Origin of the sequence: Rossellomorea yichunensis, assembly GCF_032337515.1 — a bacterium.
In the GTDB taxonomy this organism is placed as follows: Bacteria; Bacillota; Bacilli; order Bacillales; family Bacillaceae_B; genus Rossellomorea; species Rossellomorea yichunensis.
Genome location: NZ_JAVYAD010000001.1, coordinates 1 through 13,360 on the forward strand (window position 1 = coordinate 1; position 13,360 = coordinate 13,360).

General features: G+C 40.9%; 12 protein-coding genes and 1 tRNA gene. 12 read left to right on the plus strand and 1 reads right to left on the minus strand.

From position 1 onward, the window contains the following. Positions 1-7: 7 nt before the first annotated feature. The gene (locus RSX31_RS00005) at positions 8-1,300 is read left to right on the plus strand and encodes a metal-binding protein (RefSeq protein WP_397548070.1); all 1,293 of its coding nucleotides are present in this window, start codon (positions 8-10) and stop codon (positions 1,298-1,300) included. Between the two features lie 65 nt (positions 1,301-1,365). On the opposite strand, the gene RSX31_RS00010 is transcribed toward RSX31_RS00005, so the two are convergent. Beyond that, entirely contained in the window at positions 1,366-1,587 is a 222-nt protein-coding gene (locus RSX31_RS00010; protein WP_315632685.1) for a hypothetical protein, read from the minus strand. A 78-nt stretch (positions 1,588-1,665) separates the two neighbouring features. Here RSX31_RS00010 and RSX31_RS00015 point away from each other — a divergent pair, with 78 nt between their 5' ends. The 11 genes from RSX31_RS00015 to RSX31_RS00065 all read left to right on the plus strand — a co-directional run bounded on the left by RSX31_RS00015 (position 1,666) and on the right by RSX31_RS00065 (position 13,211). Beyond that, positions 1,666-2,079: a hypothetical protein gene (locus RSX31_RS00015; RefSeq protein WP_315632687.1), complete on the plus strand. Its 414-nt coding sequence runs from the start codon at positions 1,666-1,668 to the stop codon at positions 2,077-2,079. A gap of 168 nt (positions 2,080-2,247) precedes the next feature. Continuing rightward, positions 2,248-2,321: transfer RNA gene (locus RSX31_RS00020), tRNA-Gly, on the plus strand. A gap of 427 nt (positions 2,322-2,748) precedes the next feature. Then, complete coding sequence (locus RSX31_RS00025; RefSeq protein ID WP_148968226.1) at positions 2,749-3,690, plus strand: carbohydrate ABC transporter permease; 942 nt, start codon at positions 2,749-2,751, stop codon at positions 3,688-3,690. Next, a complete protein-coding gene (locus RSX31_RS00030) occupies positions 3,690-4,517 on the plus strand; it encodes a carbohydrate ABC transporter permease (RefSeq protein WP_148968227.1) in 828 nt (275 codons plus the stop codon). Before RSX31_RS00025 ends, RSX31_RS00030 begins: the two co-directional genes overlap by 1 nt. 83 nt (positions 4,518-4,600) lie before the next feature. After that, positions 4,601-5,878: an ABC transporter substrate-binding protein gene (locus RSX31_RS00035; protein ID WP_148968228.1), complete on the plus strand. Its 1,278-nt coding sequence runs from the start codon at positions 4,601-4,603 to the stop codon at positions 5,876-5,878. A 142-nt stretch (positions 5,879-6,020) separates the two neighbouring features. After that, positions 6,021-7,832 carry a sensor histidine kinase gene (locus tag RSX31_RS00040; protein WP_315632690.1) on the plus strand — a complete coding sequence of 604 codons (1,812 nt, stop codon included), beginning with the start codon at positions 6,021-6,023 and terminating at the stop codon, positions 7,830-7,832. Then, entirely contained in the window at positions 7,813-9,387 is a 1,575-nt protein-coding gene (locus RSX31_RS00045) for a response regulator transcription factor (protein WP_315632691.1), read from the plus strand. The genes RSX31_RS00040 and RSX31_RS00045 overlap by 20 nt, the downstream gene beginning before the upstream one ends. 15 nt (positions 9,388-9,402) lie before the next feature. Continuing rightward, positions 9,403-10,128, plus strand: a complete 726-nt coding sequence (locus tag RSX31_RS00050; RefSeq protein WP_148993236.1) for a ThuA domain-containing protein — start codon at positions 9,403-9,405, stop codon at positions 10,126-10,128. A 21-nt stretch (positions 10,129-10,149) separates the two neighbouring features. Beyond that, positions 10,150-11,175 (plus strand): Gfo/Idh/MocA family protein, encoded by a 1,026-nt coding sequence (locus tag RSX31_RS00055; RefSeq protein ID WP_315632694.1) that lies wholly within the window; start codon positions 10,150-10,152, stop codon positions 11,173-11,175. 14 nt (positions 11,176-11,189) lie between these two features. Next, positions 11,190-12,230, plus strand: a complete 1,041-nt coding sequence (locus RSX31_RS00060; protein WP_148993238.1) for a Gfo/Idh/MocA family protein — start codon at positions 11,190-11,192, stop codon at positions 12,228-12,230. 12 nt (positions 12,231-12,242) lie between these two features. Continuing rightward, a complete protein-coding gene (locus RSX31_RS00065; protein ID WP_315632695.1) occupies positions 12,243-13,211 on the plus strand; it encodes a sugar phosphate isomerase/epimerase family protein in 969 nt (322 codons plus the stop codon). Positions 13,212-13,360 lie beyond the last annotated feature (149 nt).

Sequence of the window (13,360 nt, forward strand, 5' to 3'; positions counted from 1 at the left end):
GGCAGGGATGGAACAAAAACTTGTCATTAGTGGAACAAAAACATGGCAAGCGTGGTACAATCCTGTGGCTGTATTCACTCATTTAATACACAATGGAAAACCCGATTTTTTAATTGAAGTATCCGGAGAACTTTTGACTGAAAAAATTCGCCCATATAATGAGAATGACGAAACATATCTCTCTCCTTTTTTTAAGAATGGTATATTTTCTATGGGAGATAATATCGGAGAATTCAAACGACGCACAATTCACTTTTTACATAAAATTGAAAATGATTGGCCAATTGTAAAAAGAATAAATGAACTATGGTATGATGGCAATCATGCTTACTTACCCAAAGAAATACATAAATTATTGGATAAAACACATTTCCCTGCAGATAACAAGCTTGAATTATTGCGAGCGGTTCATTTTTTAAATATAAAATTCACTAATAATTTTGCGGACAATTATTTTTATGAAATCACTAACCATATTTTTAAAGAGTTCAAGAGTATAACCGAAAAAAATCAACTATTACTATTGGCTCGACACTTTGAAAATCATTTAGATAATTATGAACATAAACTATTCGGTATTATCAACAAATTCATTGAAAAATTCCACATGTTTATTCCTATTTATGGATTAGATTATTATACAGAAAAAAATGAAAAAGAAACATCAATAGAGACTTTAGGGTTAACAACTGTGGATTTTGAAGATATTAAGGATTTTTACATTGATACTTTTGAGGATATAGGTGATATTTTAAATTTAGTCGTTGCCTATAATAATATAAAACATCGAGCAGATTATCAAAAAATGAAAGAAGATGTTATTAAAGAAATTCAAACCATAGAAGATTTTATAAAAATGCGTAGTAAAGGAAAAAAATTAGAATTTATTAATGGTGATGAAAGCTTTGATAAAATTTTTGTTTCCAAAGTTGATAATAGATTACGAAATGCAATAGGTCATAGAAGTTATACTTATAATGTTATTACGCAAGAGTTAATTTACTATCCTTCTGGCGATTTAAAAAAGGGAACCTCTGAAAGTTTATTCTTATCAGAGTTTGTGCTTGAATGTTTTCAATTAATGAGGTCGTGTATTGGACTTGCTGAAATTGTTTATCAAACCCGTAAGTTTATGTATCTCAATCAAGGTATTATACCTAGAGGTAAGCAAGATTACTTTCCATCATCTACAGAAGAATATGCCTCTAATGTTCAAACTAAGAACAACAAACGTTTTAGTAAAATTAAAAACAAAAAGAAAATATCAAAAAAATCTCGTCAAAAAAATAGAAAAAGGTAAGGAAACTGGGACCATTTATGGTCCCTACTTTTTTTACATAACATATTGATTTTCTCTTGTTATTTTTATTTATTTCGATTGAAGTACATTTCATGTAGTCCAACTTTTCCAGATAAGTATTCTATATCCTTTTTTAACCCCGATATCTCGTCCAACAATTCCATTATTATGTCTGCTGTTTCTTTATTAGGACTATTTGTAAAGTTATTCACATCTCTTACAAGTTTCCAACGCTCTGCGCTTTCCATGTTTCTAACATCATCAATAATCTCGCTAGCTGTTTTCAATTAATTCACCTCTGTGTTTTTTTGTTCGTTAATTTACAAACTCAACTTTCTAGATAAAAGAGGGTTGAGGTGATATCAGTGTTTCCAACAAAAGATGAACTTAAGCTACATTTTGCTAATAAAATGACGAACCAAGATGTTGCTAAGAAATATGGCATTTCATTTCAAAAGGTAATACAACTTGGTAAGGAATATGAACTTGAACCAGGTAAGCTTAGAGAAACAAATAAGTACGTTGTGTATGAGCATTGGCACAATGAAGAAGTCGTATATGTAGGAAGTGGTCTTTGGTATAGGGCAAGAAGGTATACTAATAGAAGAAACATGGAACATAGGGAACTTATGAAGGAAGGTAAAATTGAATATAAGTTCGTAGGAGAGTTTGAGAAAATGGAAGATGCAAGGGTGTGGGAATATAAATTAATAAATAAGTATAAGCAAAAAGGACAGGCGAAATTTAATAAGCAGCAATTATCTAGATCTGTTACTTGACGATTATGGAGACCCAAGGCATAATTAAAAGGAATCGTGTAAACTACTAAAAAAGGTAAACGCGACAATAGTTGTTGCTCTTATAGTTATTAGTTATGTATATATCATTGGGACTCAAAATCGTGTTCCTCTGGAGTGCCGGTTCGATCCCGGCCACCGGTACCATTCGCGGGTGTAGTTTAGTGGTAAAACCTCAGCCTTCCAAGCTGATGATGAGGGTTCGATTCCCTTCACCCGCTCCAACTTACATACGATAGACTTTCTCATTAGAGGGAGTCTTTTTTTATTGTTTATTTATGAAAAGTCATCTATTTAGCATCGTTTTCAACGTTATTGACGCTTATCTGATCGACTGCGCTCTATTTACTTTCGAATAATACCAATATATTTTCAAAACTGGACCATTTATTTTCAATTCCACGATTTTATTTTCAAAAACTCTACTTTTATTTTCAATTCCAGCATTTTATTTTCAAAAACGCATTTCACCCTACGTGCACCTCACCGAACCACAAAGAAAACAACCTTTTCATTTACCCAGACCACACTCTAACCAAACCCATCTAGTCAAAATTTTGCACCTTCTTTGTCAATTGAGTTCCCCTTTTTAAGAAAGCGCTGCCATTATAATGTAAGAAAGCGATTACATAATTAGGGGTGGTGATACGGGTGGAACCAAAGATTCAGACTGGACCAGTAAGCCCAGACGTACAAATGAAAGCAGTGACGAAGAAGAAGTTTAAGTATAAGAGCTTGCTGACGTATGCTGCCTTTGTTGGACCGGCACTTTTATTTTTCTTAGTGATTCAGATTCTTCCGTTCTTGATGGGTGTGTATTATTCGTTTACTTCATGGAATGGTGTCAGCTCGGTTGTTGAGTGGGTTGGGTTTGAGAATTATATTAAGATCTTTACGGATGATAAGACGTTCTTTAATTCTTTTATGTTTACGACGAAGTTTATGTTTGCGGCTGTGTTTATTAGTAACTTAATAGGTTTTGGATTTGCGTTACTGTTAAATGCGGCATTGAAAACCCGTAATATTTTACGGACAGTGTTTTTTATTCCGAACGTGATCGGTGGATTGCTACTCGGGTTCATCTGGCAGTTCATTTTTGTTAAAGGGTTTGCATCTCTCGGGAATATGACGGATATAGGATTCTTTAAAATGCCCTGGCTTGGTGATGAGACGACGGCATTCTGGGGGATTGTCATTGTGTTTGCATGGCAGATCAGTGGTTATATGATGGTCATCTATGTTGCGGCATTGCAAGGGGTGGATAATTCACTTTTGGAAGCAGCGAGGATAGATGGAGCATCAAACTGGACGTTGTTGACGAAAATTATCATTCCGTTGATTCTACCGGCGTTCACGATTTGTTTCTTCTTAACGATTTCAATGGCCTTTAAGATATTCGATTTGAACATCTCGTTAACAGGTGGGGGACCTTTCAATTCTACACAATCTGTTGCGATCAATATTTATCAAGAAGCGTTCCAGAATAACCGTTATGGCCTGGGAACAGCGAAATCGATCCTGTTCTTTGTGGTAGTGGCTGTGTTTACGACGATTCAGGTGATGGTGACGAAGAAGAAGGAGGTTCAGGCGTAATGGGCAATCGCTATACGAAAAGAACGTTTGTATTAGAGATTATCGGTATTGTCATAGGGCTCATTTTCCTTATTCCTTTCTACTTCGTACTGATCAACTCAGTTAAGCCGTTTGCAGCGATTTTGATCGATGCGGCGGCGTGGCCAAAGGAATTTGTTTTCTCTAACTATGCGAAAGTGTGGGAAATCATCAACTTCCCCCGTGCATTTTGGAACTCATTGGTCATCACCGTTTTCAGCAACATTGGATTAGTAATTATCAGCTCCATGGCGGCGTGGAAGATGGTACGTACGCCAGGAAAGTTCAGCAAAATCTTGTTTGTCATCTTTGTTTCAGCCATGGTCATTCCGTTCCAGACGGTGATGATTCCTCTTATGAAAGTAGGGGGGACGTTGGGACTTACGAATAGCATTCCAGGTTTGATCATCATGTACTTCGGATTTGGCGTACCACTTTCTCTTTTCTTATATCATGGATTTGTAAAAACCGTTCCGATTGAGATTGAAGAATCCGCGATGATTGATGGCTGCAGTCAGTTTGGTGTGTTCTGGAGGATTGTATTCCCATTACTTAAGCCGATAACAGTGACCGTGATCATTCTGAACACTTTATGGATTTGGAATGACTATCTGCTTCCCCTTCTTGTATTACAGGATGCGGAACTGCGCACGATTCCACTTGCAGCAAGCTCGTTCTTCGCTCAGTATACGAAGCAATGGGATATGGGTCTTGCAGCATTGGTGCTTGGCATTACACCGATCATCATTTTCTTCTTATTTTTACAGAAGCATATCATTAAAGGTATTGCTTCAGGGTCAATCAAGTAGATATAAAGTTTCTGTCGAGATGGTCTATCATTGATACAGAAATTTATATAAAATAATTTATATCAGGGAGGTCAATCCATTTTATGAAACGTATACTTTTACTTTGTATGTCTTTGGTTTTAGTATTTGGAATTATTGCTGGCTGTTCTTCTAAAGACACTACAAGCAAATCAGGTGGAGAGTCTGGATCAGGTGACGATGTAGTAACCCTTAATTTCTTCCAGTTCAAGGTTGAAATTGCCGATCAGCTTCAAGAAATGATTAATGAGTTCGAAGCTGAGCATCCAAATATTAAGATTAAGCTTGAAACAGTTGGTGGAGGGGCCGATTACGGTGCAGCATTGAAAGCGAAATTTGCTTCTGGTGAAGAGCCGGACATTTTCAACAACGGTGGTTTTAAAGAGTTAGAGCTTTGGAAAGAAAAGTTAGCGGATCTTTCTGGTGAGCCATGGGTTGAACATGTTCTTCCAATCGGTAAAGTTCCGATGACGGATGAAGATGGCAAGCTTTATGGTATGCCGGTTAACCTTGAAGGCTACGGATTTGTATATAATAAAGATCTATTTGAAGAAGCAGGGATTACGGAGCCGCCTGCAACGATTGATGAATTAAAAGACGCTGCGAAGAAGCTTGAAGCGAAGAAAATCACACCTTTCTCAGCGGGTTACGGCGAGTGGTGGGTAATTGGTCAACATTTACTTAACATTCCGTTTGCTCAGCAGGAAGATCCGGATGCGTTCATCGCCGGACTTTATGATGGTTCTGAGAAAATTGTAGGAAACGAAAAGTTCAAGCAATTCAAAGAAGTTTTAGATGCTGAGCTTAAGTATGCAAATGATAATCCATTAACGACGGATTATAATACACAAGTAACGCTATTTGCTTCTGGTGAAACTGCGATGCTGCAACAAGGGAACTGGACTGAGAACATGATCACTGAGATCAATCCTGAGATCAACATGGGCTTCCTTCCAATTTCTATCAGCAATGATGATAGTGCTGATCGCCTTCCTGTAGGTGTACCGAATAACTGGGTATTAAACAAGAACTCCGAGCATCTTGAAGAAGCGAAAACCTTCTTGGAGTGGATGGTTTCATCTGAAACTGGTAAGCGTTATATCACGGAAGAGTTTGCGTTCATCCCTGCGTTCGATAACATCGAGCCAAATGGTCTTGGAGACTTAGGTCAGTCTATCCTTGACTACTCTAAAGAAGAGAAGACGATTCCTTGGACTTGGTTCAAATGGCCGGATGGAGCGAATAAGGAATTCGCTGCAACAATCCAGGAATATGCCGCAGGGAAAATTGATTATGATACTGTACTTGAGCGATTCCAGCAAACATGGGATAACTTGAAGTAAATCGAATAATAGAAAGCATGTCTACTTAGGGCATGCTTTCTATTTTATAAGTTTAATAGGAATATTTCGAAAAAACACTTCCAAGAGCGGGGAAAAACACTTTATACTAGTGTATAAGTGAGACCTGGGAGGTCCGTCCCTCATGTTAAAGACCAGCATCCGGAATAAGTTGATTGTGTTGTTGATGATTACGACGATTGTGCCGTTTGGCAGTTCGATTATCATTACATATTTGTATACAAAGGATTCCATAGAGGAGCAGGTGGTGGAGGAGAGCAGCAATCTTCTTTATCAGGGAAAGGTGAATCTGGAGAGCTATATTAATGAACTCAACGGGTTAACTCTATCACTCTATAATAATCCTGATTTTATTAACTTCATGAGATCACCCAGTCAAGAGAATAATTACTTGACGATCGGCATTGTAAAGAATGTTGTGCAAACGATTCTCTACACGGGTGATACAATTAACGGGGTACGTATTTCCTTCGCAGATGGTGACCGCGTAATCTCGGCAACAAAGCGCTCTACCGTTGTTTTTTCCAATAAGGTAAGGGATTCGCAATGGAAATCCTTCAGAAATGCAGAGCGCAGCCCTTATAACATGTATATTGAACCAACACATAGTCAGGAAGAAAAGAATATCAACCGGTCGAAGGATATTGTCACGATTCACCGGGCATTCCGAAACGTTCCCGGTGATGAAGTGCTTGCGTATATTTCATTGGAGGTTTCGCCTGACAAGATCATCGATTTGAGTAGAAACCTGTATAACGCTAAGTCAGAAGAATTCTACCTTCTTTCTTCCGAAGGGGAAATGATTTATAGTTCGGACCGGGATGTGTCGGACGATGGCAACAACCAGAAGTGGATTAAGAGGATAATGGAATCAAAAGATATTTCAGGGACACTCGAGTGGAAAGAGGACTCCTTCAACGGGGTGATGATGTACGACCAGCTTCCCGCTTCGGCCGGTGGTTGGTTGTTAGTGAAACGGGTTCCTTACGTGAATCTTTATGAAAGCGCATTTAGTGTGGCAAAGATTAATATTTTATTCGGAGTACTCGGATTATCCCTAGTGGTCCTGGCTACGCTATTTGTATCGTTTAAAATTACATCACCAATAAGGATTCTGCTTAAAAATATCCAGCAGGTTGAAAAAGGGAATATGAAGGTACAGTCTGAATCGTTCGGTTCTGATGAAATCGGGATCCTCGGCTTCCGGTTTCATCAGATGATCGAACGGATCAATCATCTGATCAATCGTGAGTACAAACTGGAGCTCGAGAACAAGACGAATCAATTAAAGGTCCTCCAGTCTCAAATCAATCCACATTTTCTGTATAATGCCCTGCAATCCATTGGAACGATTGCTTTGAAGAACAAGGTTCCCCAAATCTACTCCCTGATCACCCACCTTTCCAAAATAATGAGGTACGGGATGAACATGGAGGAGGATGTGGTTCCATTAAGCAAGGAAATCAATTACACGAACGCCTATCTTCTTTTACAAAAAGAGCGTTTCGGTGAAAATCTGGATTACAGTGTAGATGTAGAAGAAGCGGTGAGGGAGATCCAGGTACCGAAGATGATCCTTCAGCCTCTCATTGAAAACTACTTTAAACACGGCTTTGATATCCGGGACGGGGTGGGACGCATCTGGTTATCCTGCTTTCAGGATAAGGGAGAACTGGTGATGATTGTCCGTGATAATGGAGTCGGAGTAACCGAAAGCAGACTTAGGGAAATAGGGGAACATTTCAAGGCAGATGCCTGGAATAAAACGGGGGATGAGACCAATATCGGACTGAAGAATGTGTATGTCCGTTTAAAGCTCTACTATGACCACCAGGCCACTTTACAGCTTGAAAATCATGATGAGGGAGGCTTTATGGTCACCATGAGGCTGCCAATAAGAATGGAAGGTGAAGCAAATGAAGGCAATCATCATTGACGACGAAAAGCATGTGCGTGAGGGGTTACTTTTATTAGCGGAATGGGCCAAGCATGGAATCCACACCATTCTGGAGGCGGAAGATGGAGACCAAGCCATCGAATTGATCACAGAGCACCGGCCGGAAATCATTTTCACTGATATGAGGATGCCGAAGCGGGATGGCATCACCCTTCTAAAATGGCTTCATGGCTCTGACCTTAATAGTAAAACCTTCGTTGTAAGCGGGTATGATGATTTCGAGTATATGAGAAACGCGATCTTTTATAAAAGCTTTGATTATATTCTGAAGCCGATTGAACCGGATGTGCTAAATGATACACTGGATAAAGCGGTAAAAGAATGGAATGAACAGGCTCAATCAAGAAAATCCCAAGTCGAGGAAAATCGAGTGATGAATGAGGTAAAGCCCCTCTATTGGGATCGGTTATTTTCAAGTCTCTGTGCCAAGGAAAGCATTACCACAGAGATGGTAGATAAGGTTGAACAGGAGTTTGGGATTACCATTACAAAGCTTGCAAAGACCGTTGCCCTCATCCCCATCAAACCGATCGTGGAGAAACTCTTTCAAGGAGACCGGGACCTTGCCTTTTTTACGCTTAGCAATATTTGCAATGAATTGCTGCGAAAGCAGAATGATGGCGTTTGCTTCCGGAATGGGAACAAAGAAGAAGAGCTTGTGATACTCTTCTGGAATGATAAAAGTGTGACGTATCTGTTAGAGGAAATCTACTCATTGATCTATCAATATAGTAAACTCTTTACGATCATTGCACTTGGGCAGAAGTCTAAGAAAATAAATGAAGCGTATGAATCTGCTTTACAAGTTTATCTTAAGCATTCCCTGCTTGATCAAAAAAAAATCGTCACCCATAAAGATATGAAGCCGAGACCCCTGCTGCACCTATTGGATCACTCCAATGAGTTGAAATGGGCAATTCGTTCAGGCAGCGGTGATCAGGTACAGTCCCAGTTAGAGAGGATATTTTCACAGATGGGAACGGAGCATGCACTGTCACTTGAGCAGCTCCAGATGTGGGAAAATCAGTTTGAGTTATTACGGAATAATTGGTTGAAAGAGTATGAGATTCAGCATCCAGAACCATTCTATCGGGGTCAGGATTATTGGAATGAGGACGGCTCGTTTTCGTTCAGGAAATTTAAAGAGGAAAAGGCGAAAGAGTTCAGTGAATTAATTCAAACCCTTTTAAAGGCAAAGTATCAGCGGGAAAAGAACAATATGCAGCAGATTGAAGAATATCTTCAGCAGCACTATCAAGAAGACATCAATCTACAGGACATTGCCGATCGTTTTTACTTAAGCAGGGAATATATTTCACGTAAGTTCAAACAGGATCATGGATCTACCATCACGGATTACGTTACGAATATCCGGATGGAAAAAGCAAAGAAACTGCTTGAAAACCCTTATTTGAAAATCTATGAAGTTGCCTATGGTGTAGGGTTTGGGAATGAGAAGTATTTCAGTAAAGTATTTAAAAAGCATGTCGGTATGACACCAAATGAATACCGGCATTTACAATCAAACACTTAACTTGGAGGTTTTACAATGTTGAACGTTACAGTATGGAATGAAAATCGTCATGAGCAGAAGAATCCGAAAGTGAGAGAGGTGTACCCTGAAGGGATTCATGGTGCCATTGCCTCCTTCCTGGGAGAAGCATCATTCAATGTGAAAACGGCTACATTAGATGAGGGTGACCACGGACTAACAAAGGAAGTATTAGATGGTACAGACGTATTGGTTTGGTGGGGACATATCGCCCATGATGAAGTGAAAGACGAAGTAGTTGAAAGAGTGAAACAGCGTGTCCTTGATGGAATGGGATTAATCGTCCTTCATTCAGGTCATTTCTCTAAAATCTTCAAAACATTGATGGGTACTTCCTGTGACCTGAAATGGCGGGAAGCTGATGAGAAAGAACGCATCTGGATAGTCGACCCAAGTCATCCGATTACATCCGGCCTGGGTGAATACATCGAACTTGAAAAGGAAGAAATGTATGGAGAGCATTTTGACATTCCGACTCCTGATCAGCTTGTGATGGTGAGCTGGTTCGAAGGTGGGGAAGTGTTTAGAAGCGGGTGTACGTATCAGCGTGGCAACGGAAAAGTATTTTACTTCCGTCCAGGCCATGAAACGTATCCAACCTATTACAATGAAGACGTTCAGAAGGTCATCGTCAATGCAGTGAATTGGGCATCCCCTGTAGATCATGCAAGACCTGTTTATGGAAACGCACAGCCTTTAGAAGAAATCAAAGGATCTAACTAAAAAACAAGAGGAGGAAAAATCATGAGTAAATTAAAAATCGGGGTAATCGGGTGTGGAAGCATCGCACAGCATCGTCATCTGCCGGAATATGCAAACAATGAAAACGTAGAAGTGGTAGCGGTGTGTGACATCGTGGAAGAACGGGCATGGAAGATGGCAGATGCAGTCGGAGCAAAAGCGTATACCAATCATAAAGAACTATTGGCGAACGCTGAAGTGGAAGCTGTGAGTGTGTGTACACCGAACTACCTGCATGCACCGATTTCCATCGATGCTCTGAACGCAGGAAAGCATGTATTATGTGAAAAGCCGATGGCCACTTCAAGTGAAGAAGCTCAGAGCATGATTGATGCCGCTGCTAAAAACGGTAAAAAATTGATGATCGCTCATAACCAGCGTTTTGTCCCTTCTCACCAAAAAGCGAAGCAGCTGATTGAAAGTGGTGAAGTAGGTAAAATCTACAGCTTCCGTTCTGCATTTGGACACGGTGGACCTGAAGGCTGGAGTGCTGACGGGAAAGACAGCTGGTTCTTCAAAAAGGACGAAGCGTTCATCGGTGCCATGGGGGACCTTGGTGTTCATAAAACCGATCTTCTTCGTTACATCTTAGGGGAAGAATTTGCCGAAGTCGGTGCCTTTGTTGAAACTAGTGCAAAGGAAAATGCAGATGTGGATGATACGGCTGTTTGTGTATTGAAAACTGAAAGCGGTACAATCGGTACACTTGCAGCAAGCTGGTCTTATGTATCTAAAGAAGACAACTCTACGATCATTTATGGAGAAAAAGCGATTCTCCGCTTAGAGGATGATCCAGTCAACTCCCTAATTGTTCAAAATGTAACCGGGGAAGTAGTGAAGTATGAGCTTGGCGGCATTCAAACAAATGACGATGGCGGCCAGACGAACTCCCGTGTGATCGATCAATTTGTTCACAGTATCCTTCATAATGCAGAGCCTCCTGTACCGGGAGAAGAAGGAAAGAAATCTCTTGAGGTTGTTTTGTCTGCTCTGGAATCAAGTGAAACAAAACGAATCGTAAAGCTATAGAGGTGAATGCATCGATGACCAAACTTCGGATGGGAGTGATCGGCGTTGGGGGCATTGCCCAAACGCGTCACATCCCTACATTTATTAAACTATCAGATTCTGCATCCATTGAAGCAATCAGTGATATTAATCCTGTCACTGCTCAAACCGTGGCAGAAACCTTTAATATTCCGAACGTGTTCAGTGATTATCGGGACATGTTCGGGCATGTGGATGCTGTGACAATTTGTACTCCGAATAAATTTCATGCGGAAATTACGATTGCCGCGCTCAAAGCGGGTCTCCATGTGTTTTGTGAGAAACCGATGGCCATGACTCCTGAAGAATGTGAAATGATGATCGAAGCAGCGGAACAGTCAGGGAAGATTCTGGCTATCGCTTATCATTATCGGTTTATGAAGGACTCACGTGCTGCGAAGCGAGTGATCATGGAAGATGAAATTGGAGAACCAATGGTCGCAAGGGCAAGAGCGATCCGCCGCCGCAAAGTCCCTGGCTGGGGAGTGTTTACCAACAAGGAGCTGCAAGGTGGTGGCAGCTTGATCGACTACGGATGTCACTTTCTGGATCTATCCCTATGGCTCCTTGGGAACCCTGCACCTGTTGAAGTAACAGGGACGACCTATAACAAGCTTAGTAGAATGCCAGATCAAGTGAATCAGTGGGGAGATTTTGATAAAGAGAAGTTCGAAGTCGACGACCATGTTACGGCTTATATCAAGTTCGATAACGGTGCATCCATGCTCTTCGAAACGTCTTGGTCGGCAAACGTCAAGAGTGATGAAGAAAGCATGAGCATCTCAGGGGAAACGGGGGGAATCGATCTATTCCCGTTCCAGATGAACCAAATGAAACATGGCATGCTTCTGAATAGTGAAGCGGATTGGGTTCCCGGTGAAGATGATCCCAGTCTTCCACAAGCCCGGAACTTTATCAATAGCTGTCTGGGTTTAGAGGAGCTGGTTGTGAAGCCCCAGGAAGCTATGCAAGTGTCTCAAATCATTGATGCCATCTACAAAAGCAGTGAAACCGGACAAAGCATCCGATTGAAATAGGAGGAAGCACAAATGAAACTAGGCGTATTTACTGTATTATTTTCACAAAAAAATCTTGACGAAATGCTTGATTATGTAAAAGAATCCGGGCTTCACGCAGTCGAAATCGGCACGGGGGGATATCCTGGAAATGCTCACTGTGACCTGGACGCCCTTTTAGAAAGCGAAGAAAAGAGAAGCGAATACTTAGAGAAAGTAACATCAAGAGGCTTGGAAATCAGTGCCTTCAGCTGTCACGGAAATCCCATCTCTCCAGATGCAGCATTTGCGGAAGAATCCCATGTGGCACTTCAGAAAACGATAAAGCTCGCAAGCTTGATGAATGTACCGGTTGTTAACTGTTTTTCTGGAACAGCAGGTGACCATGAAGGAGCAAAGCATCCGAACTGGCCAGTATCCCCTTGGCCGAATGAATATGGGGATATTCTCAAATGGCAATGGGAAGAAAAATTGATCCCATATTGGAAAGAGATAGGGAAGCTTGCAGAGGATCATAACGTAAAAATCGGTTTAGAGCTACACGGAGGTTTCCTTGTTCATACTCCGTATACGTTATTGAAGCTTCGTGAAGAAACATGTGACGCGATCGGTGCCAACCTGGATCCCAGTCACCTGTGGTGGCAAGGAATCGATCCGGTTGCCGCGATTAAAATACTAGGTAAGGAAAATGCGATACATCATTTCCATGCGAAAGATACGTATATCGACCAAGACAACGTCAATATGTACGGTCTGACGGATATGCAGCCATACGGAAGCATCCAAACGAGAGCGTGGTCATTCCGTTCAGTGGGTTGTGGACACAGTCTGCAGGAGTGGTCGGATATGATAAGTGCACTGCGCACTTTCGGATATGATTATGTGGTAAGCATCGAGCATGAGGATCCGATCATGTCGATAGAAGAAGGCTTCGGACGCGCCGTGAAGAATTTGAAGTCGATCTTGATTGAAGAGCAGCCATCGGATATGTGGTGGGTGTAGGGTTTATAAGGAGGGAGTCCATTGGGCTCTCTTTTTTTGTGGGGTAGTGCCGTGATTGTGTTAGTCTCAAATAAGAGGTAATTGGTTTACATTTAATGTGAAATTACTGAGGTCTCTTGAGATTAGCTAGGGGTTCTCGTACAAGATTC

What these genes read in the sequence shown, in the direction of transcription:
- RSX31_RS00005 (WP_397548070.1), top strand. Translation starts at nt 8, where the DNA reads ATGGAACAAAAACTTGTCATTAGTGGAACAAAAACATGGCAAGCGTGG.
- RSX31_RS00030 (WP_148968227.1), top strand. Translation starts at nt 3,690, where the DNA reads ATGGGCAATCGCTATACGAAAAGAACGTTTGTATTAGAGATTATCGGT.
- RSX31_RS00035 (WP_148968228.1), top strand. Translation starts at nt 4,601, where the DNA reads ATGAAACGTATACTTTTACTTTGTATGTCTTTGGTTTTAGTATTTGGA.
- RSX31_RS00040 (WP_315632690.1), top strand. Translation starts at nt 6,021, where the DNA reads ATGTTAAAGACCAGCATCCGGAATAAGTTGATTGTGTTGTTGATGATT.
- RSX31_RS00045 (WP_315632691.1), top strand. Translation starts at nt 7,813, where the DNA reads ATGAAGGCAATCATCATTGACGACGAAAAGCATGTGCGTGAGGGGTTA.
- RSX31_RS00050 (WP_148993236.1), top strand. Translation starts at nt 9,403, where the DNA reads ATGTTGAACGTTACAGTATGGAATGAAAATCGTCATGAGCAGAAGAAT.
- RSX31_RS00055 (WP_315632694.1), top strand. Translation starts at nt 10,150, where the DNA reads ATGAGTAAATTAAAAATCGGGGTAATCGGGTGTGGAAGCATCGCACAG.
- RSX31_RS00060 (WP_148993238.1), top strand. Translation starts at nt 11,190, where the DNA reads ATGACCAAACTTCGGATGGGAGTGATCGGCGTTGGGGGCATTGCCCAA.
- RSX31_RS00065 (WP_315632695.1), top strand. Translation starts at nt 12,243, where the DNA reads ATGAAACTAGGCGTATTTACTGTATTATTTTCACAAAAAAATCTTGAC.